This is a genomic window from Modestobacter versicolor (assembly GCF_041028285.1).
GTDB classification, from domain to species: Bacteria; Actinomycetota; Actinomycetes; order Mycobacteriales; family Geodermatophilaceae; genus Modestobacter; species Modestobacter versicolor_A.
The window spans coordinates 149,092-168,436 of the sequence record NZ_JABGDB010000006.1 but is presented as its reverse complement, the minus strand read 5'-3'; the positions used below and the strand labels follow the sequence as shown (position 1 = coordinate 168,436).

Sequence of the window (19,345 nt, the reverse complement as noted above, 5' to 3'; positions counted from 1 at the left end):
GCCAGGGCCGCCATGACCGTCAGTGCCCGTGCCGTCCGGCGTCGGTGCATGTCCTGTGCCACCCCTCGCGCGCTCGTCCTGGGACGCTCGTGTGCCTGACCGGTGCACCCCGCGGGGCGCTCCCTGTGCGTCGGCTGGGAGTCTGGCACGCCTGCGTGACGGCGACCACATCCGGTTCCGGATCCCCCGCGGCCGGTGGGGTGCCGCGTGGCGAGCCGGGCTACCGCGGGCCGGTGTGCCCCTCGCCCGGCGTGTGCCCCTCGCCCGGCGTGTGTCCCTCGCCCGGCGTGGTCCAGGCGCCGGCGGACCGGTACAGCTGGGGGTTGGCCGCCCGGTAGGTGCGGCCGATGTCCTCGGCGGCCTCGAGCAGCACCGGGACGATCGTCTGCTCCATGGTCTCCACGGTCTCCCGCGCCGTCGTCGCCGACACCGCGATCGCCCCCACCGCGCCGTCGTCCAGCACGATCGGCACGGCCGCGGAGAGCCGGCCGGGGGTGTACTCCTCCACCGACAGGTCGAAGCCCCGCTCGCGGACCAGCGCCAGCCGCTCGCGCAGCCGGTCCGGGTCGGTGACCGTGCTCGGGGTCACCGCGGCCAGTTCGACGGAGCCGAGGAACTCCTCGACCTCCTCGGCCGGCAGGTGGGCCAGCAGTGCCTTGCCGATCGCGGTGGCGTAGGCGGGCAGCTGCATGCCGATCCGGATGGCGCCGGGCATGGGGCGGTGGTCCTCGACCCGGCCCACGTGGACGACCTGGAAGCCGTCGAGCACCCCGAGGCTGCAGGTCTCCCCGGTCCGCTCGACGACCTCGTTCATCACCGGGTAGGACACCTCCGGCAGCGACGAGGCGGCGAAGTAACCGGCCCCGAGCTCCAGGATGCGCGGGGTGAGGCTCCACAGGCCCTTGTGCAGCCGGGCGTAGCCGAGGTGCTCGAAGGTGATCAGGATGCGGCGGACCACCGGGCGGGGGAGGTCGGCGCGCGCGGCGACGTCGGCCATGGAGAGCTGGCCCTCGCGGCCGGCGAACACCCGGAGCACCGCCACGCCACGCTCGATGCTCTGGACCCGGTCCCGGTCACGGGTGCCGGCGTCGGTCATCCGTCCTCCCCCCGTCCACGGTCGCGGGCAACCCTACGCAGGCCGCCGGCGTGCACCGGGCCGGCGGGGAGCGTCACACCGTCGGTGCGGCGGCGTCCGCGTTGAACCCGCGCTTGGCGCGCTGGATCTGCTCGTAGACGTGGTGCCGAAGCTCCACGAACCGCGGCAGGGAGCGGGTCTCCAGCTGGTCGCGGTCCCGGGGCAGGTCGATGCTGAGGTCCTCCTGCACGATCGTCGGCGACGAGGACAGCACGACGACGCGCTCGCCCAGGTAGACCGACTCGTCGATGTCGTGGGTCACGAACAGCACGGTGAGGCCGAGCTTCCGCCAGACCGACCGCACCAGGTCCTCGAGGTCGGCGCGGGTCTGCGCGTCCACCGCGGCGAACGGCTCGTCCATCAGCAGCACCTCGGGCCGGTACGCCACCGCGCGGGCGATCGCGACGCGCTGCTGCATGCCGCCGGAGAGCTGCCAGGGGTAGGACTGCGGCACGTGGTCCAGGCCGACGGCCTCCAGCGCCTCGGTCACCCGCTCGGCCCGCTCCGCCTTGGGCACCCCGGCCGCGCGCAGCGGCAGCTCGACGTTGGCCTGCACGCGCAGCCACGGGTAGAGCGACCGGCCGTACTCCTGGAAGACCAGGGCCATGTTGCGCGGCGGGCCGTCGACGAGCTGGCCGTCGACGAGCACCCGGCCCGACGTCGGCGCCATCAGCCCGGAGATGCACTTGAGCAGGGTCGTCTTGCCCGAGCCCGAGGGACCCACCAGGCAGACGAACTCACCGGCGTGCAGGTCGAAGGTCAGGTCGCGGACGGCCTCCACCGGCCCGGCCGACGTCGGGTAGATCTTCTGCAACTGCTGGACGGAGAGGAGCGGGCGGTCCCCGCCCCGCGCCGTCGAGATGTCACCGGTCACTGAACTCAGCCTCTCGTTGCCCGTGGTACCAGCCGAGCATCGATCGTTCGAAGACCCGGAAGAGGAATGCCAGCGCGACCCCGAGGAGGCCGAGCACGAGGATGCCGGCCCACATCGGGCCGTTCTGGAAGGTGCGCTGGAACAGGATGATCTGCGACCCCAGGCCGCCGCCGGTGACCGCGTACATCTCCGAGACGACCATCAGGATGATGCTGATCGGCAGCGCCAGGCGGATGCCGGTCGCGATCCGCGGCAGCGCCGCCGGGAGCACGAAGAAGCGCATCCGGTCCCACCCGGTGATCCCGTACGTGCGGGTGGTGTCGGAGAGGACCTCGTCCACCGAGCGCACCCCGTCGACGGTGTTGAGCAGGATCGGCCACAGGCAGCCCAGCGCGATCAGGAAGACCTTGGAGCTGTCGTCGATGCCCAGCAGCAGCAGGAGCACCGGCAGCAGGACCGGCGGCGGGACGGCGCGGATGAACTCCAGCAGCGGGCTGACGAGCTTGCGCACGATCCGGTTCGACCCGATGACGACGCCGAGGGCGATGCCGCCGACGATCGCCGAGACCAGGCCGATCGCCAGCCGGGTGAGCGAGGGCACGACCTGGTCCCACAGCAGCGAGCCGAGCCACACCTCCACGAAGTCGTCGACCAGCCGGCCGGGCTTCGGGACGAACGGGTTGGTGTTGTCCAGCGTGGTCACCCACCACACCGCGATGAGCAGCAGCGGCAGGGCGAGCGCCGCCGCCAGCGACCGGCCGGCCCTCATGCCGGCACGTCCGCGCGGACCGAGGGGTGCCAGCTGAGCACGGCCCGCTCCACCGCCTGCATGACGGTGTTCAGCGCGAGGCCGAGGAACCCGGTGAGCAGGGCCAGGGCGTAGACGGTGTCCACGTTGCCGGCGCTCTGGTTGCGTGCCAGCAGGTTGCCCAGGCCGGGCGTGCCCACGACCAGCTCGATCGTGATGGCCACGACCAGGGCGATGGTGCCCGACATCCGCACGCCGGTCATCAGGTAGGGGAGCGTGGTGGGCCAGGTGACGAACCGGGCCTGCCACCAGCGGCTGAGCCCGTAGCTGCGGGCGGTCGCCCTGCCCACCGGGTCGACGTCGGCGACGCCGCTGGTGACGTGCACCAGGATCACCCAGAAGCAGGCCCAGACCACGATGAAGACCGTCGCCGACGGCGTGATGCTGAAGACGACGATGGCGATCGGGATCAGCGCCACCGACGGGATCGGGCGGAGGAACTCGATCGTCGAGGACGTCCAGGTGCGCAGGAACCGGCTGGAGCCGATCGCGATCCCCAGGACGACCCCGGCGACCAGGGAGATGGCCAGGCCGATCGCCCAGGAGCTCATCGTCGAGCCCAGCGCCGACCAGAACGGGCCGGTGCCGAGCAGCTCGACCACCTCGACGGCCACCCGGCTGAACGGGGGGAGGTAGGTGCTGTCGACGACGCCGAGCCGGGAGACGGCCTCCCACAGCGCGACGAAGCCCAGGACGCCGGCGATGCCGAGGACCACCGTCGACCGCGAGCTGTGCTGGAACGAGGTGATCGGGGCGACGGGCGACGGGAGCTCGGTGGGCAGCTCCATCGCGGTCCGGTGGGTCTGCGTCATCCGGCGGTGCTCCTTCCTGCGGTCGGTGCGGTCCCCCGGACGGGGGCGCGGACGGGGGGCTCGGAGGGGGGCAGACGGGGCGCGGGCGGTGCGGGGCCCCGGACGGGGCCCCGCACCGGTGGGTCACGGCTCCCAGATGAGGGCGTCCAGGTCGACCTCCTCGCGCACCAGGCCGAACTCCAGCGAGGCGTCGGCGAGGGGCTGCATGTTCTCCGCGGTCAGCGGGAGCTTCCCGTAGGAGCCGAGCCGGATCTTCTCGGCGAGCGCCGCGTCGATGCCGGTGAACTCGGCGATCGTGGCCCGCAGGCCGGCGTCGTCGGAGAGGGCGAGGGCGTTGGACTCCTCGATCGCGGTGACGATGGAGGAGTAGTAGTCGGGGTCCTCCTCGACCGCCGCCCGGCTGGCGTACCAGACCCCCGCGACGACGGCGCCGTCGCTGAGCAGCGCGTGCGGGTTGGCGAGGGTGGTGAAGCCCTGCTCCCGGCCCAGGGTGCCGAACGGCTCACCGGCGACGAAGGCGTCGACGGCGCCGCTGGTCAGCGCCGCCGGCTGGTCGGGCACGGGCAGCTCGACCCACTGCACCGCGTCGGGGTCGCCGCCCTCGGCCTCGATGGCGATCTGGGCGAGCAGCTGGACGTACCCGCCGAGGGCGTTGACGGCGACCTTCTTGCCCTCCAGGTCCGCGGCGGAGGTGAACCCGCTGTCGGGGAGCACGAGGATGTCGTTGATGCCGTTGGCCGGGTCGTCCGCGGTGGCGCTGGCCGGCGCGATGAGCACCAGGTCGATGCCGTTCTCGACGGCCTGGAAGACCGAGGTCACCCCGCCGTAGCCGATCTGGTAGTCGCCGGACATCACCGCGGAGATGATGTTCGGGGAGGAGTTCGCCGTCTCGAGCGTCAGGTCCAGCCCGGCGTCCTCCCAGACGCCGTTCTCCAGCCCCATCGCGATGGGGCCGGCGTCGGTGACCGGGATGACGCCCGCGGTGACGGCCCGGGGGCCACCGTCGGTGGCGGCGGCCGCGTCGTCGTCGGAGTCCGATCCGCCGCACGCGACGAGTCCCGCGGCCAGGAACGTCGTGAGGACGACGGCTCCGGACCGGGTCAGTGCTCGAGCCATGGGTTTCCTCCTGAGGGTGGGCGCACCGACCCGGTGACGCCGTTGTCGGGGGTCGTGGTCGTGCCGGTCCGCGAGCGCCGGTGCTCGACCGCGGGGTGGAGCTGACGGGGCGGGCGGGAGGAGGGGCCCTCCCACGACGAGCGGGGTGGACCGGGACGACCGGGGTGACCTGTCCCCACACCTGATACGGGTGTGGGCTGGGACACAGTCGGGAGGCTAGCCAGACAGCCGCCTCGTTGGCAACGCATTGCGACACGTTGTCCGCATTGCGTACATTCCTGACCGTGGGGCCGTCGCGTCGACCGCGACGACGGCCTCCTCCGGCTCCCCGACGGTGAGGACCACCCGTGCCCGAACTCCGCAGCAACTTCCCGGCCTCCTCGGCCCTGGGCCTGGCGAGGCGGGCCCAGTGGCGCCCGCTGGGCATCTCCGCCGACGAGCTGCACAAGCCCAAGGTCGCGATCGTGAACACGTCGTCGGACCTGGCTGCGTGCTACGCCCACCTCGACGACATCGTGGTGGTCCTCAAGGAGGAGCTGCGCGCCCTGGGCGTGCTGCCGTTCGAGATCCGCACGACCGCGCCGTCGGACTTCGTCACCAGCGTCGGCCGCGGCGGCCGGTACATCCTGCCCAGCCGCGACCTGATCGTGAACGACGTCGAGGCCGTCGTGGAGGGCGCGCGGCTGGACGCCATGATCTGCCTGAGCTCCTGCGACAAGACCACCCCCGCGCACCTCATGGCGGCCGGCCGGATGAACGTCCCGACCGTCGTCGTCCCGTGCGGGTACCAGCACAGCGGGCTGGCCGAGGGGCGTCACGCCGACGTGGAGGAGGTCTTCCTCCGCGCCGCCCAGGCGGCCGTGCTCGGTCAGCCGACCGACCACCTCGAGGAGCTCGCCGACGACGCGATCCTCGGTCCGGGGGTCTGCTCGGGCATGGCGACGGCCAACTCGATGCACATCGCCGCCCTCGCGCTCGGCATGGCGGTGCCCGGCTCGGCCCCGGTGCGGGCCAACAGCGAGCCGATGTGGGACAACGTCCGCCGGTCGGCGGCCGCGCTGGTCGACCTGATCGAGCGGGACATCCGGCCGCGGGACGTCATCACCGCCGGCTCCGTCCGCAACGCGGTGCGCGCCATGCTCGCCATCGGCGGGTCGATGAACACCATCAAGCACCTGCAGGCGGTCGCCATCGAGTCCGGGGTGGAGATCGACGTCTGGTCCACCTACCGGGAGCTCGGTGCCGAGACACCGCTGCTGTGCTCCGTGCGCCCCAACGGGCCGTTCCTCATCGAGCAGTTCGAGGACGCCGGTGGCGGCGCCACGGTGCTGCGCGAGCTGCTGCCGCTGCTGGACGGCGAGCAGCGCACGGTGAGCGGCGGCACGCTGGCCGACGACCTGGCCTCCGCCCGGCCGGCCGACGGCGAGGTCATCCGCCCGCTGTCGGACCCGTTCGGCCGCACCCCCGCCATCACGGTGCTGCGCGGCACGCTCGCCGCCGACGGCGCGGTCGCCAAGCGCCCGGTGCCCGACCCCGACCCGCCGCGGTTCACCGGCCCGGCCCGCGTCTTCGCCAACCGCGAGGAGGCCATCGCCGGGATCGCCAGCGGCCGGATCCGGCCCGGTGACGTGGCCGTCATCCGCGGCATCGGCGTGGTGGGCGGCCCGGGGATGGGCATGACGTCGGCGTTCATCTTCGCCCTGCACGCGCGGGGTCTGGCCGACTCCGTCGCGCTGGTCACCGACGGCCAGTTCAGCGGCCTGGTCAACCAGGGCGTGACGGTGGGCGAGGTCTCGCCGGAGGCCGCGGCCGGCGGGCCGCTGGGCCTGGTGCAGGACGACGACGTCATCGACATCGACCTCGCCACCGGCCGGCTGGACCTGCTCGTCCCCGCCGAGGAGCTGGCGGCCCGGCCGCCGTACGAGCCCCCCGCCGACGCCGACACCGGGGGCGGCTACCTCGACCAGTACCGCGACCTCGTCCAGCCCCTCGCCTGCGGTGCCGTGCTGTGCGCCCGCCCGGAGCAGTCCCTGTGCGCGCCGGCGTCCCCGTCCTCCTCCAGCGTCCAGGAGTCCCGATGACCGATGCACTGACCCTGCCCGCCCGCAGCGTGCCGGTCCTGGGCGAGTACGACGTCGTGGTGATCGGCGGCGGACCCGCCGGGATCATGGCGGCCACGGCCGCCTCGCGGGCCGGCCGGTCGACCCTGCTCATCGAGCGCTACGGCTTCCTCGGTGGCGCCGGCACGATGGGCGGGCTGAGCACCTTCTGCGGCCTGCACGCCCGGGTGCACGGCGAGGACCAGCTGGTCGTGCACGGCTACAGCGACGAGCTGCTGGACCGGCTGACCGCCCTCGACGGGCTGAACACCCCGCACCTCACGGTCGAGAACCGGATCATGGCGCTGGCCTTCGACATCTCGGCGTACAAGATCGCCGCCGACGAGCTCGTCCTGGCCGGCGGCGCCGAGCTGCTCTTCCACACCACCGTGACCGGCGTCGTGATGGACGGCGAGGACCGCATCGACGGCGTCGTCGTGGAGTCCAAGTCCGGGCCGGGCGTCGTCCGCGGCCGGTTCTTCGTCGACGGCTCCGGTGACGCCGACGTCGCGGTCGGGGCCGGCGTCCCGTTCGAGCGGTCCGCGCACCTGCTCTACCCCTCGCTGATGTTCCGGATCAACGGCGTCGACCCGGTCGAGGCCGGCGAGGCGTGGCGCACCATCCGCACCCTCATGGAGGACGCCGAGGCCGCGGGCACCCACAGCTTCCCGCGCAAGAAGCCGATCGTCCGGCCGCAGCGCAACCCGCTGGAGTGGCGGTCGAACCTGACCCAGCTCAGCAACGCCGACGGCTCGGCGGTCGACGGCACCGACGTCCGCCAGCTCACCCACGGCGAGATCCAGGGCCGCCGCCAGGTGCGCGACACGTTCGCCTTCATCCGCGAGCGCACCCCGGGCTTCCAGGACTCCTACGTCGTCGACATCGCCCCGCAGATCGGCATCCGGGAGACCCGGCGCATCGTCGGGCCCTACCAGCTGACCGAGGACGACGTCCTGGACTGCGTCGACTTCCCGGACACGATCGGCGTCAACGGCTGGCCGGTCGAGGCGCACGTGCAGGGCGACGTCGAGTTCCGCTTCCCGCGCGCCGAGGACTCCCGCGGCTACAACCAGCTGCCCTACCGGATGCTGGTGCCGCAGACGGTGGGCAACCTGCTGGTCACCGGGCGGTGCGCGTCGATGACCCAGCTGGGGCAGTCCTCCGGGCGGGTCACCGGTCCCTGCTTCGTCATGGGCCAGGCCGCCGGGACGGCCGCGGACCTCGCGCTGCAGCACGGCACGACGGCGGCCGGGGTGCCGGTGGACGAGCTGCAGCGGCGGCTGGTCGCCGCGGGCGCCTACCTCGGGACGGACCTGCCGGCGGACTCCCCGGTGCCGGTCGGCTAGCGGCCCAGCACCACCGGCAGGTCGTGCAGGCCGCGGATCACGAACTCCGGACGGCGCCGCGCCGGTGCGCCGAGCTCCAGCGTCGTCGTCCGGGACAGCAGCGCCCCGAAGGAGGCCTGCAGCTCCACCCGGGCCAGCGGCGCGCCGATGCAGAAGTGCACGCCGGCCCCGAAGGAGATGTGCGGGTTCTCCGTGCGGCCGACGTCCAGGGTGTCGGCGTCGGCGAAGACCGCCGGGTCCCGGTTGGCGCTGCCCAGCAGGGCGGCGACCTTCTGCCCGCGCGCCACGGTGACCCCGCCGAGCGCCACGTCCTCGGTGGCGGTGCGCTCGAAGAGCTGCAGCGGTGAGTCGAACCGCATCAGCTCCTCGATCGCGGTGGGCAGCAGGGTCGGGTCCGCGCGCAGCCGGGCGAGCTGGTCGGGGTGCTCGAGCAGCGCCAGCAGCCCGTTGCCGCTGACGTTGACCGTCGCCTCGTGGCCGGCGTTGAGCAGCAGCACACAGGTGGTGACCAGCTCGTCCTCGGTGAGCCGGTCGCCCTCGGCGTCCCGCACGGTCACCAGGTGGGTCAGCAGGTCCTCGCCCGGCGCCCGGCGGCGCTCGGCCGCCAACGCGCGCAGGTAGGCCACGAACTCGGCGGCGGCCTGCTCGGCGGCGTCCTCGACCTGCGTCGTCCGGCCGTACTCGTACATCTTGACGATCGCGTTCGACCAGGGCCGCAGCAGCGGCCGGTCCGCGGCCGGCACCCCCAGCAGCTCGGCGATCACCGCGACCGGCAGCTCCTCGGCCATCCCGGACAGCACGTCGACCGGCGTCGACCCCGCCGAACGCTCGACCAGCCCGTCGACGAGCGAGTCGGCGAGCTGCTGCACCCAGGGCCGCAGCCGCTCGACGTGGCCGCGGGCGAAGGCGGCGCTGACCAGCCGGCGCAGCCGGGTGTGCTCCGGCGGCTCCATCTCCAGGATCGCGTTGCGGTGGACCAGGTTGAAGCTCTCGAACCGCTCCGCCGGGGCCTTGTCCGACCAGATCCGGCCGAGCCGGCGGTCGCGCAGCACCGCGTTGGACTCCGCGTGGGTGAAGGCCAGCCACAGCCCCAGCCCCTCGTGCCACTGCACCGGCGCCTGGGCGCGGGCGGCGGCGAAGGCCGGGTAGGGGTCGGCGACCACCGCGGGGTCGGTCAGGTCGAGCGGGGCAGCAGCCGTCACCGCCGCAGCCTAGACAACGGCCCACCACCCCTGGCCCCTCGCGGACGGCCGCGGTCGGGGCGCCACATACGCTGGACCGCATGGCCTCCCGCAAGCGCTCCTCCGCCGTCGCCACCGCCGCCGGGGAGGTCAACCCCAAGGCGCCGTGCCCCTGCGGCTCCGGTCGCCGCTACAAGCACTGCCACGGCTCGGGCTACGCCGTGCCGGTGCGCCGCCCGTTCGAGGGCCTGGCCGGCGAGGCCGACTGGGTCGCGCTGCGCGAGCTCGTCCCCGCGGCCACCGTCCCGCTCCGGACGACGGACGGCCGCGACGTCACGCTGGCCAGCGTGCTGCCCGGCGGCACCCCGGCCCTGGTGCGCGCCAACGGCGAGATCCTGCTCGGGCTCCAGCTGGCCACCTCCTCCGACGACGTCAGCCGCGACCTCGGGACGGCGCTGGCCGCCGCGCTCGAGGCGCCGACCGGCGCGCCGGTCGACCCGGGCCCCATCGGCGGCGCCGGCTCGGCGGGCCCGCGGCTGCAGGAGCTGCTGGACACCGACGCGCCCTTCGACGTCACCGTGCACGACGACTTCGACTTCTGGCTGGAGGGCGCCACGGTCGACGCGACCGCGCGGGCCGGGCTGGCGCACGCCAACGAGATGGTGATGCCTACGGTCCGGCTGGCCGGGCTCGAGGCCGCCTACTGGTGCCGGCCCAGCCCGGACCGGGCGCACGTCCGCTGGGTGCGCCCCGAGCCGGAGGAGCCGCTGCTCGACGCGCTGGCCCGGCTCTCGGCCGCCGAGCAGCTCACCCTGGGCGAGGGCACCCGCTACGCCGGCGCCTTCCGCGCGCACGGCCTCGTCGTCCCGGTGTGGGACGTGCCGGCCGGGACGCCGGGCGAGGAGTGGGCCGGCCCGGCGGCCGGGCTGCAGTCCCGGCTGGAGTCGGCGCTGGCCGTCACCGACCCGCTGACCGCCGACGCGCGCCGGGCGCGCGCGGGGCTGCTGTCCCGCCAAGTCACGCTGCGCTGACCGCGAGCGGCAAGCGGCCTACCGTGGACGACGCACGGCAGGCCTGAGGGAGGACGACGGGTGGACCACGAGCACGGCGGCATGGGCACGATGCACCACGTCCCGGACCTGCCGCCGACCCTCGGGCGGGTGCTGGGCCTGGACCTGGGGGCGGCCTCGCCGGTCGCCTGGCTCGCCGTCGCGATGGCCGTCGGCTACGGCCTGGGCCTCTGGCGGCTGCACCGGCGCGGCGTGCGCTGGTCGGTCGGCCGCACCACCGCCTGGCTGACCGGCTGCGCGAGCCTGTTCTACGTCACCGCCAGCGGCCTGCAGAGCTACGGCATGGCGCTGTTCAGCCTGCACATGGTCCAGCACATGGTGCTGTCGATGATCACCCCGCTGCTGCTGCTGATGGGCGCGCCGGTGACGCTGGCCCTGCGCGGGCTGCCCGCGGACCCCGGGGTGGCCGGCATGCCGCGCCGGCTGCTGCTCGGCGCGCTGCACAGCCGGCTGGCCCAGGCGGTGGCCTCGCCGCTGTTCACCGTGCCGCTGTTCATCGCCAGCCTCTACGGCGTCTACTTCACCCCGCTGTTCGACGACCTGATGGCGACGACGGCCGGGCACACGTTCATGCTGCTGCACTTCCTGGTCACCGGGCTGCTGTTCTTCGGCCCGATCCTGGCCGTCGACCCGTGGCCGCGGCGGTCCACGCACGGCGGCCGGATGCTCGAGCTGCTGCTCCCCGCGCCGTTCCACGCGTTCTTCGGCGTGATCGTGATGATGAGCAACACCGTGCTGCTGACCAGCTACGTCGACCCGCCGGCGTCCTGGGGCATCGACCCGCTCTACGACCAGGGCGCGGCCGGCGGCATCGCCTGGTCCTTCGGCGAGCTGCCGACCGTGCTGGTGCTCGCCGTCGTCTTCTTCTCCTGGACCCGCTCGGAGGACCGCGCCAACCGCGCCGCTGACCGCGCGCGCGACCGCGCCGTGGCCCGGGGCGAGAGCGGCGAGGACCCGGAGCTGACCGCCTACAACGAGCGGCTCCGCCGCCTGGCGGCCCAGAACTCCTGACCCGCGAGGCCGAACACGGCCACCTTCGCCCCGTCCCGGGCCCCCGAAGATGGCCATCTTCGCCCCGTCTCGGGCCCCGAAGATGGCCATCTTCGGCCTGCCGCGGGCCCCGGACATGGCCGTCTTCGGCCGGTGACGGACGCCGGAGATGGCCGTCTTCGGGTGGGGCGGGACGGCGGGAGGTCAGCCGGAGGGGCGGCGGGAGCGGGGGTGGTCGGCGGCCACCAGGGCGTCGACCAGGTCGGCCCGGGCGCGGGCGACCCGCGAGCGGATGGTGCCGATCGGGCAGCCCACGACCTCGGCGGCCTCGGCGTAGGGCAGCCCCATCAGCTGGGTGAGCACGAAGGCCTCCCGGCGCTCGGGCTCCAGCCGGTCCAGCACGTCCTGCGCGGCGACGGTGCCGCCCACCTCGTCGGCCGGCAGGTCGCGGACCAGCGCGCCGAGGTCGGTGTCCTCGCCCACCAGCACCAGGCCACGGCGCTTCTTCGCCCGCAGGTGGTCGGCGCACACCCGGCGGGCGATGGAGAGCAGCCAGGTGCGCAGCGAGGAGCGGCCCTCGAAGCCGGCGAGCGCCGGCAGCGCGCGCAGGTAGGTCTCCTGGGTGAGGTCCTCGGCCACCTGGCGGTCGGCGAGGTGGGCGCACAGCCGCCACACGTCGGCCTGCGTCTCCCGGATCAGCGCAGCCTGCGCCGCCGTGTCGCCCCCGGCTGCCCGCGCCGCGAGACGTTCCAGCTGTCCCACGTCCGACCCTCCGGGAACTAGACATCCGTCGGGGGCGACTATGCCAGCGTGGGCTGTGCAACATGTCGTGAGGCCGTGTCGGCGACCCTGGACGGTGAGTCGCCGGGGGTGCCGCAGCGCTGGGTCGACGAGCACCTCGACGGGTGCGCGGCCTGCCGCGGGTGGGCCGAGGCGGCCGCGGAGGTGACCCGGCGGGCCCGGCTGGTGCCCGCGCCGCCGGTGCCCGACGTCACCGCCGCCGTGCTGAGCCGGCTGCCCGCGCCCACCCCGGTGCGCGGCCGGCGGCACTGGGTGGACGCCGTGCTGCGGACGGCGCTGCTCGCCGTCGGCGCGGGCCAGCTGGCGGTGAGCCTGCCGGCGTTCAGCTCCGCCGCCCCGGTGCACCTCGCGCACGAGACCGGCGCCTGGAACCTGGGGCTGGCCGCGTGCTTCCTGGTCGTGGCGGTGCTGCCGCGGCTGGCCGCCGGGGCGCTGCCCTTCCTGCTGTCGTTCACCGCGGTGCTCAGCTGGGTGACGTTGAGCGACCTGGGGGCCGGGCACGTGCACGGCGACCGGGCCGCCGGCCACCTGCTGCTGCTCGGCGGTGCGCTGCTGGTCAGCGTGCTGGCGCTGCGCAACCGCACGCCCCGCACCGGCCCGGCCCGGGGCCGGCTGCAGGCGGCCGGGGACTGGTGGGCCGCGGCGCGGGCCCGCACCAGCGCCGGCCCGGCCGCAGCCGGCCACCAGCTGCGCGCTGCCGCGCCCGCCGTGCTGCAGGGCCCCGTGCCCGGCGGGGCCGTGCTGGACGCCGGGGAGCAGCGGGCGGCGGCCTGAACCGGTCCGTCACACCTCCGGCAGCGGGTCCCGGAGGACGGGGCAGGACATGCACCGCGGGCCGCCGCGGCCGCTGCCCAGCTCCGATCCGGCGATCGCGACGACCTCGATCCCGGCGGCCTCCAGCGCTGCGTTGGTGACGGTGTTCCGCTCGTAGGCGACCGCCAGCCGGGGCGCCAGGGCGAGGGTGTTGTTGCCGTCGTCCCACTGCTCGCGCTCGGCGGTGACCGGGTCCAGGCCGGTGTCGATCACCCGCAGCCGGTCGATGCCCATCGCCGCGGCGGCCGCGATGAGGAACGGCTGGGGGCCGGTCACCGACAGCTCGGTTGTGTCGGCGTCGTCGGGCAGCTCCGGGCCGGCCGTGACGGTCCAGGCCTGCAGGTGGTCGGCGACCGCGGGGTACATCACCATCGCGTCGGCGTCGACCATCGTGGCGATCGTGTCCAGGTGCATGGTCGCCCGCTCCTGCGCGATCGGGACGACGAGCACGGTGCGCGCCAGGCCGCGGGCGAACACCCGGCGGGCCAGCCGCTCGGCACCGCCGGGCGTGGTCCGCTCGCCGACGCCGACGGCCAGCACCCCCGGGGCCAGCAGCAGGACGTCGCCGCCCTCGAGGTGCTCCAGGTGCGCGCCGTAGAGCTGCTGGACGCCGTCGAAGCGCGGGTGGTGGGCGTAGAGCGCCGCGGTCAGCGCGCTCTCCCGGTCGCGGGCCGGCATCGCCAGCGAGGTGACCGCGACCTGGTCGCCGACCCACACCGACGAGTCGCGGGTGAACATCAGGTTGGGCAGCGGCGGGACCACGAAGTCGCCGCGGCTCATCAGCTCGTAGGCCAGCCCGCGGCCGCCGCGCAGCTCGTCGTGGGCGACCCCGGCGATCAGCGCCGCGGCGAGGTCGGCCGGTGCCAGGCCCTCGAGGTGGGCGGTGGTGGCGTGCTGCAGGGTGGCGCCCAGCCGCGGGTCGTCGACGGCCGCGGCGATCACCTCCGCGCGGGCGGCCGGCACCGCCATGACGTCGGCCAGCAGCCGGTCCAGGTGCAGCACCTCGACGCCCCGGTCGGTGAGCGCGGCGGCGAACGCGTCGTGCTCCTCCTGCGCGCGGGCCACCCAGGGCACGCCGTCGAAGAGCAGCTCGTCGTTGTTGCGCGGGGTGAGGCGGCGCAGCTCGGCGCCGGGGCGGTGCAGCAGCACGGTGCGCAGCCGGCCGACCTCGCTGGTCACGCCGCAGGCGGTCGGTGTCGTCATGGCCCCGAGCCTGCTGGACGACCGCGGCGAGGGCCAGCCCGGTCAGCGGCGCAGCACGGTCTCCGGCTCGGCGACGGCGGCTGCGGACGCCGGCGCGGCGAACCGGGCGAGCAGCAGCGCGCTGCCCACGGTCACCACGAAGCCGGCGACCGCGAGCCCGCCCAGCCCGGCCGCCGGGCGGTCGCCGACGGCGACCCCCAGCAGCGAGCCGAGCACCGCCTCGGTCGCGACCATCGTGGTGGTGACCGTGACGACGGTGCCGTGCTGCAGCGCCAGCGCCCCGGCCACCAGCCCGACGGCGCCGGCCAGCGCGACCGCCCAGGCGCTCGGGTCCGACAGCACCCCCGGGACGGTGATCGGGCCGAGCACGCGGGCCGCGAGCGACAGCAGCCCGAAGCCGGCGCCGGCGAGGACGGCGAGCGCGGTGCTGCTGACCCGCGCCGTCCCGGTCCGGACGACGGAGAGGGTGAGCGCGGCGAGCACCCCGGCGGCGACCAGCACCGCCCACCGCACACCGGCCGGGACGGCGGCCGGGCCCTGCGGCGTGGCGGCCAGGGCGACCGCCACCAGCCCGCCGGCCACCCCCGCCAGCGCGCCGACCTCCAGGCGCCGGAGCCGGGTGCCGAGCACGACGGTGGCCAGCACCGCGGTGACGCCGAGGCTGGAGGCCCGGCCGGCCTGCACGACGAACAGCGGCAGCGCGCGGACGGCGACCAGCGAGAACAGGAAGCCGGCAGCGACCAGCGCCAGGCCGCCGACGTAGCGGGGGTCGCGGGCAAGCCCACCGAGCAGGCCCGGCACGCCGGGGCCGGTGCTCCGGGCCACCGCGGCGGCCTGCAGGACCGCGGCCGCGCCGTAGCAGAGGGCGGCCCCCGCCACGGCCAGCACTGCGAGCACCACGTCGTCCCCCTCCGGCAGCCGGTCAGTCGGGGGCGATCGTGCACCAGCTGGGCTCCCGGTGGGGGCGCCGACGAGCCGGTCGGGGTGTCCGGTACCTCTTTCGTCCCACCAGTCCCGGGAGAAGCGGAACGCGGCCGAACCCTGCCGAACGGCCACCTCAGGGCCCTAGGGTGCGCTGCTGTGATCTCCGTGACCGCCGAGCGGCGGGACGACCTGCAGCGGCGCCTGCCCGTGGTCGCCGTCGGTGCGTTCGTCGTGGTGGGGGTGCTCACCACGGTGGTCGCCGTGCTCGCGTTCGCCGCGGCCGGACCCGAGGACGGCTTCACCTTCCTCGACGGCCCGGGCTGGCTGGACGCCTGGTTCCACGGCGACTCGGGCTGGTACTACGGCATCGCCGACCAGGGCTACTTCTACGTCCCGGGGTCGCAGTCGTCGGTCGCGTTCTTCCCGGCCTACCCGCTGGCCGTCTACGGCGTGGGCCTGCTGCTGGGCGGGGACTGGTCGACCGCCGCCGGGCTGGTCACGCTGGTCTCCGCCGCCGGCACGGTCGCGCTGTTCGCCGACTGGGTGCGCACCCGGGTGTCGCCGCGCACGGCCGTGGTCGCCGTCGTCCTGCTGCTGGTCTACCCCTACAGCTTCTTCCTCTACGGCAGCGGCTACAGCGACGCGTTCTTCATGCTGAGCGCGCTGGGCTCGTTCGCGCTGCTGGAGCGCCGGCACTACGTGCTGGCCGCGCTGGTGGGTGTCATCGCCACCGGCGGCCGCCCGGTCGGCATCGCGGTGCTGGTCGGGCTGGTCGTCCGGGCGCTGGAGCTGATCGCCGAGGAGCGCTCGGCGCGCGGTGACCGGCCGCTGCCGTGGCGCGACCTGGTGGCCGCCGTGCCGCTCGTGCGCTGGCGGCAGCTGGTGCTGCTGCTGTCGGGCGCCGGCCTGGCCGGCTGGATGGTGTTCCTCGGCGTCCGGTTCGGCGACCCGCTGGCGTTCCTGGCCGTGCAGGAGGCGCCCGGCTGGAACCAGGGCAGCGGCCCCTACACCTGGTTCAAGGTCGTGTTCATCGGCACGCTGGTGAAGGGCATCTGGGCCAACATCGCGCTGCTGGTGCCGCAGGCGCTCGCCTGCCTGGTGGCCGTGCTGCTGCTGCCCACCGTGTGGCGCCGGTTCGGCTGGGGCTACGCCGCGTTCGCCTTCGTGACGCTGGCGATCCCGATCATCGGGACCAAGGACTTCATGGGCGCCGGACGGTACGTGCTGTCGGCGTACCCGGTGTTCGCGGCCGCGGCCGTGGTGCTGGTCGAGGGACGCCGTCCCCGCTGGCTCCTGCCCGCGGTGCTCGTCGTGTTGTTGGTCGGTCTGTGCGGAGCGACGGTCGCCTTCGCCCACGGAGTGGAGGTCTCGTGAACGTGTCCACGCAGGTCCAGCTGTTGTCCGTCTTCTTCCCGATGTGGAACGAGGAGGACTACGTCGAGCGCGCCGTCCGGGCCGCCGAGGACGAGTGCCAGCGGCTGGTCGGCCTCGGCGAGATCGCCGACTACGAGCTGGTGATCGTCGACGACTGCTCCACCGACCGGACGCCGGAGATCGCCGACGCGATCGCCGCGGCCGACCCGCACGTCCGGGTGGTGCACCACCCGGTGAACCGCGGGCTCGGCGGCAGCATCAAGACCGGGTTCGACTCGGTGCGCGGCGACGTCGTGCTCTACACCGACGCCGACCTGCCCTTCGAGATGCTGGAGCTGGGCCGGGCGCTGCGGGTGCTGCGGCACTACGAGGCCGACATGGTCAGCGCCTACCGGCTGGACCGGACCGGGGAGGGCCCGCGCCGCGCGGTCTACTCCTTCGTCTACAACTCCCTGGTCCAGGCCGTGTTCGGCACTCGGGTGCGGGACATCAACTTCGCCTTCAAGCTGGTCCGGCGGCACGTGCTCGACGCCGCCCGGCCGGTCAGCGAGGGCTCGTTCATCGACGCCGAGCTGGTCATCCGCGCGCAGAAGCTGGGCTTCCACATCGTGCAGATCGGAGTGGACTACTTCCCGCGCACCCGCGGCATCTCCACGCTGTCCTCCCCGGCGGTCATCCGCCGGATGCTCACCGAGATGCGCGAGCTGCGCGCCGACCTCGCCGCCCTCCAGCCGGCCGCCGCGCGCCCCGCGGCGGCGGTCCCGGTGATCCCGCGGCCGGCCGCCGCGCCGGGGGTGGAGCGGCTGCACGCCGTCGAACGGGTCGCCGGGTGAGCCGGCTGCTGGTGGTCAACGCCGACGACATGGGGTTGACCCCCGGCGTGTGCCGGGCGGTGCACCGCGCCCACACCGACGGCGTGGTCACCTCCACCTCGGTGCTGGCGGTCGGGACGGCGTTCGACGAGGCGGCCGCCCGGCTGCGGGACGCCCCCGGTCTGGCCGTGGGCGCCCACCTGGCGATCGTGGGGGAGGACCGGCCGCTGCTGTCGGCCGCCGAGGTGCCGACCCTGGTGGACCGGACCGGCCACTTCCCGCTCGGCTACCGCACCGTGGTGGCCCGTGGTGCCGCCGGGCGGATCGACCCGGACGACGTCCGCCGTGAGTTCGCCGCCCAGCTGGAGCGGGTGGCCGGCATCGGCGTCCCGGTCACGCACCTGGACACCCACCAGCACACCCACCTGTGGCCGGCCGTGGCCGCGGTGGTCGTCGAGCTGGCCACGGCGGCGGGCGTCCCGAGCGTGCGGCTGCCCACCAGCCGCAGCCGCGGCCCGGTCGGGGTCGGCGTCCGGCTGCTGTCCCGCCGGCTGCACGCCCGGCTGGAGCGCGCGGGGCTGCGCAGCACGGCGGACTACGCCGGGCTGGACGAGTCCGGCGCGCTGGACCAGGCGCGCGTCGCCGGCACCCTGCGCCGGCTGGCCGCGGCCGGTGCGGCGTCCGCCGAGCTGAACACCCACCCCGGCGAGGCCGGCGAGGCCGCGCTCGCGCGGTTCGGCTGGGGTTTCCGGTGGGCCGACGAGCTGGCGATGCTGACCTCGCCGGTCACCCGCGAGCTGGTCGAGGACCTCGGTTACCGGCTGGGCTCCTTCGCCGACCTGGCCGGCGCCCGGTGAGCCGCTGGCCGGACCGGACCGCCCGGGACGCGCTGGCCGGCTACCGCGGGGCGCCGCGTGGCGACCGGCTGCACGTGCTGGTCCGCTGGCTGACCTGCCCGTTCCCGCGGTTCGTCGACGCGCTGCCGGCCAGCGGCCGGGTGCTGGAGGTCGGCTGCGGGCACGGGCTGTTCAGCAGCTACCTGGCGAGGGTGCGGCCCGGCCTGACGGTGCACGGCGTGGACATCGACGCGGACAAGGTGGCCGTGGCCGCGCGGTCGGCCGCCGGGTCCGCGCGGCTGGACTTCGCGGTCGCGGAGTCCGGGGTGCTGCCCGCCGGGCCGTGGGACGGCGTCGTGCTGGTCGACGTGCTGTACCTGCTCGACGAGGCGGGGCAGCGGGCGCTGCTCGAGTCGTGCGCGGCGGTGCTGGCCCCCGGCGGGGTGCTGGTGGTCAAGGACATGGCCACCCGGCCGCGGTGGAAGGCCCGGCTGAACCAGCTGCAGGAGACGGTGTCGGTGCGGGTGCTCCGGATCACCGAGGGGTCGACGCAGTTCGCGTTCGTCGACCCGGACGAGCGGGCGCGGTGGATGCAGGGCGCCGGGCTGGTCGGCGTCCGGGCGCGTCGGCTGGACCGCGGCCGGGCGCACCCGCACCACGTCCTCGCCGGCGACGCCCCGGCCTGACCCGGGTCCGGCGGCTCGGGGTGCACGAGATGATCACGGGCGGAGGAGCGCGATGAGGTCGAGGAGGCGGCTGGCCGCCGCGCGCGGACTGGTCGCGGAGGAGACGGGGCGCGATCCCGGCGGCGCCCGCATCGGGATCGGTCTCGTCGGTCGCCGCACGTACGTGGTCGCCGCGCTCGAGGGCTCCCTGGTCCTCGTCCCCGTCCGGCCGGTGCTCCCGGTCCGCCGCCTGCCGGACGCCCCGTCGGTGACGTTCCCCGCGGGGACGGTCGACGTCGTGCGGCGGCGCGGCGCGCTCGGGTACCGCGCCTTCGACCTCGTCGCGCCGGGCGGCCGTCAGCGGCTCCTCGTCGCCCGGCTCTGGACCGACCTGGTCGGGGACCTGGACGAGCGGGCCGGGCGGCGACGGGACTGAGCCCCGGCGGGGGGCCGGGCAGGCGGGTGCGCCGGCCCGGCCGCCCCGGG

19 protein-coding genes are annotated in these 19,345 nt (G+C 74.9%); 10 read left to right on the top strand and 9 right to left on the bottom strand.

Features of this window, described 5'->3' with window-relative positions; genetic code table 11:
* Nucleotides 1–220: 220 nt before the first annotated feature.
* The 5 genes from HL054_RS18380 to HL054_RS18360 form a co-directional block, all read right to left on the bottom strand.
* Nucleotides 221–1,096, bottom strand: coding sequence for an IclR family transcriptional regulator domain-containing protein (locus HL054_RS18380; protein WP_369140515.1), 876 nt, complete (start codon nt 1,094–1,096; stop codon nt 221–223).
* A gap of 73 nt (nt 1,097–1,169) precedes the next feature.
* Entirely contained in the window at nt 1,170–2,009 is an 840-nt protein-coding gene (locus HL054_RS18375) for an ABC transporter ATP-binding protein (RefSeq protein ID WP_369140513.1), read from the bottom strand.
* The gene (locus tag HL054_RS18370; protein ID WP_369140512.1) at nt 1,999–2,778 is read right to left on the bottom strand and encodes an ABC transporter permease; all 780 of its coding nucleotides are present in this window, start codon (nt 2,776–2,778) and stop codon (nt 1,999–2,001) included. The genes HL054_RS18375 and HL054_RS18370 overlap by 11 nt, the downstream gene beginning before the upstream one ends.
* Nucleotides 2,775–3,629, bottom strand: a complete 855-nt coding sequence (locus tag HL054_RS18365) for an ABC transporter permease (protein ID WP_369140510.1) — start codon at nt 3,627–3,629, stop codon at nt 2,775–2,777. Before HL054_RS18365 ends, HL054_RS18370 begins: the two co-directional genes overlap by 4 nt.
* Before the next feature lie 123 nt (nt 3,630–3,752).
* A complete protein-coding gene (locus tag HL054_RS18360; RefSeq protein WP_369140509.1) occupies nt 3,753–4,745 on the bottom strand; it encodes an ABC transporter substrate-binding protein in 993 nt (330 codons plus the stop codon).
* 347 nt (nt 4,746–5,092) lie between these two features.
* Between HL054_RS18360 and HL054_RS18355 the strand changes: the two genes are divergently transcribed.
* The gene (locus HL054_RS18355; protein WP_369140508.1) at nt 5,093–6,826 is read left to right on the top strand and encodes a dihydroxy-acid dehydratase domain-containing protein; all 1,734 of its coding nucleotides are present in this window, start codon (nt 5,093–5,095) and stop codon (nt 6,824–6,826) included.
* Nucleotides 6,823–8,190, top strand: a complete 1,368-nt coding sequence (locus HL054_RS18350) for an FAD-dependent oxidoreductase (protein ID WP_369140507.1) — start codon at nt 6,823–6,825, stop codon at nt 8,188–8,190. The genes HL054_RS18355 and HL054_RS18350 overlap by 4 nt, the downstream gene beginning before the upstream one ends.
* Here the strand turns inward: HL054_RS18350 and HL054_RS18345 are convergent.
* Nucleotides 8,187–9,392 (bottom strand): cytochrome P450, encoded by a 1,206-nt coding sequence (locus tag HL054_RS18345; protein ID WP_369140506.1) that lies wholly within the window; start codon nt 9,390–9,392, stop codon nt 8,187–8,189. The two genes, HL054_RS18350 and HL054_RS18345, sit on opposite strands and share 4 nt — an antisense overlap.
* A gap of 80 nt (nt 9,393–9,472) precedes the next feature.
* Here HL054_RS18345 and HL054_RS18340 point away from each other — a divergent pair, with 80 nt between their 5' ends.
* Complete coding sequence (locus HL054_RS18340) at nt 9,473–10,402, top strand: DUF5926 family protein (RefSeq protein ID WP_369140505.1); 930 nt, start codon at nt 9,473–9,475, stop codon at nt 10,400–10,402.
* A 60-nt stretch (nt 10,403–10,462) separates the two neighbouring features.
* Nucleotides 10,463–11,452 carry a cytochrome c oxidase assembly protein gene (locus HL054_RS18335; protein WP_369140504.1) on the top strand — a complete coding sequence of 330 codons (990 nt, stop codon included), beginning with the start codon at nt 10,463–10,465 and terminating at the stop codon, nt 11,450–11,452.
* A 183-nt stretch (nt 11,453–11,635) separates the two neighbouring features.
* On the opposite strand, the gene HL054_RS18330 is transcribed toward HL054_RS18335, so the two are convergent.
* Nucleotides 11,636–12,193 carry a sigma-70 family RNA polymerase sigma factor gene (locus HL054_RS18330; RefSeq protein WP_369140503.1) on the bottom strand — a complete coding sequence of 186 codons (558 nt, stop codon included), beginning with the start codon at nt 12,191–12,193 and terminating at the stop codon, nt 11,636–11,638.
* 48 nt (nt 12,194–12,241) lie between these two features.
* On the opposite strand from HL054_RS18330, the gene HL054_RS18325 reads away from it, so the two are divergent.
* Nucleotides 12,242–13,006, top strand: coding sequence for a zf-HC2 domain-containing protein (locus HL054_RS18325; RefSeq protein ID WP_369140502.1), 765 nt, complete (start codon nt 12,242–12,244; stop codon nt 13,004–13,006).
* A gap of 9 nt (nt 13,007–13,015) precedes the next feature.
* Here the strand turns inward: HL054_RS18325 and HL054_RS18320 are convergent, their stop codons facing one another.
* Nucleotides 13,016–14,248 (bottom strand): arginine deiminase, encoded by a 1,233-nt coding sequence (locus HL054_RS18320; protein ID WP_369140501.1) that lies wholly within the window; start codon nt 14,246–14,248, stop codon nt 13,016–13,018.
* Between the two features lie 42 nt (nt 14,249–14,290).
* Nucleotides 14,291–15,145 (bottom strand): hypothetical protein, encoded by an 855-nt coding sequence (locus HL054_RS18315; RefSeq protein ID WP_369140500.1) that lies wholly within the window; start codon nt 15,143–15,145, stop codon nt 14,291–14,293.
* A gap of 183 nt (nt 15,146–15,328) precedes the next feature.
* On the opposite strand from HL054_RS18315, the gene HL054_RS18310 reads away from it, so the two are divergent.
* Genes HL054_RS18310 through HL054_RS18290 form a run of 5 tightly spaced genes read left to right on the top strand, consistent with a single transcriptional unit; the run spans nt 15,329 to nt 19,295 of the window.
* Complete coding sequence (locus tag HL054_RS18310; RefSeq protein WP_369140499.1) at nt 15,329–16,546, top strand: hypothetical protein; 1,218 nt, start codon at nt 15,329–15,331, stop codon at nt 16,544–16,546.
* Entirely contained in the window at nt 16,543–17,379 is an 837-nt protein-coding gene (locus HL054_RS18305) for a glycosyltransferase family 2 protein (RefSeq protein ID WP_369140498.1), read from the top strand. The genes HL054_RS18310 and HL054_RS18305 overlap by 4 nt, the downstream gene beginning before the upstream one ends.
* Nucleotides 17,376–18,215, top strand: a complete 840-nt coding sequence (locus HL054_RS18300) for a ChbG/HpnK family deacetylase (RefSeq protein ID WP_369140497.1) — start codon at nt 17,376–17,378, stop codon at nt 18,213–18,215. The genes HL054_RS18305 and HL054_RS18300 overlap by 4 nt, the downstream gene beginning before the upstream one ends.
* Nucleotides 18,212–18,880 (top strand): methyltransferase domain-containing protein, encoded by a 669-nt coding sequence (locus HL054_RS18295; RefSeq protein WP_369140496.1) that lies wholly within the window; start codon nt 18,212–18,214, stop codon nt 18,878–18,880. Before HL054_RS18300 ends, HL054_RS18295 begins: the two co-directional genes overlap by 4 nt.
* A gap of 52 nt (nt 18,881–18,932) precedes the next feature.
* On the top strand, nt 18,933–19,295 hold the full coding sequence (locus HL054_RS18290) for a hypothetical protein (protein ID WP_369140495.1): 363 nt from the start codon (nt 18,933–18,935) through the stop codon (nt 19,293–19,295).
* Nucleotides 19,296–19,345 lie beyond the last annotated feature (50 nt).

Bases quoted from the DNA above. Each gene is read 5' to 3' on its own strand.
- HL054_RS18320 (WP_369140501.1), bottom strand. From the start codon at position 14,248: ATGACGACACCGACCGCCTGCGGCGTGACCAGCGAGGTCGGCCGGCTG.
- HL054_RS18340 (WP_369140505.1), top strand. From the start codon at position 9,473: ATGGCCTCCCGCAAGCGCTCCTCCGCCGTCGCCACCGCCGCCGGGGAG.
- HL054_RS18360 (WP_369140509.1), bottom strand. From the start codon at position 4,745: ATGGCTCGAGCACTGACCCGGTCCGGAGCCGTCGTCCTCACGACGTTC.
- HL054_RS18350 (WP_369140507.1), top strand. From the start codon at position 6,823: ATGACCGATGCACTGACCCTGCCCGCCCGCAGCGTGCCGGTCCTGGGC.
- HL054_RS18380 (WP_369140515.1), bottom strand. From the start codon at position 1,096: ATGACCGACGCCGGCACCCGTGACCGGGACCGGGTCCAGAGCATCGAG.
- HL054_RS18370 (WP_369140512.1), bottom strand. From the start codon at position 2,778: ATGAGGGCCGGCCGGTCGCTGGCGGCGGCGCTCGCCCTGCCGCTGCTG.
- HL054_RS18365 (WP_369140510.1), bottom strand. From the start codon at position 3,629: ATGACGCAGACCCACCGGACCGCGATGGAGCTGCCCACCGAGCTCCCG.
- HL054_RS18290 (WP_369140495.1), top strand. From the start codon at position 18,933: ATGAGGTCGAGGAGGCGGCTGGCCGCCGCGCGCGGACTGGTCGCGGAG.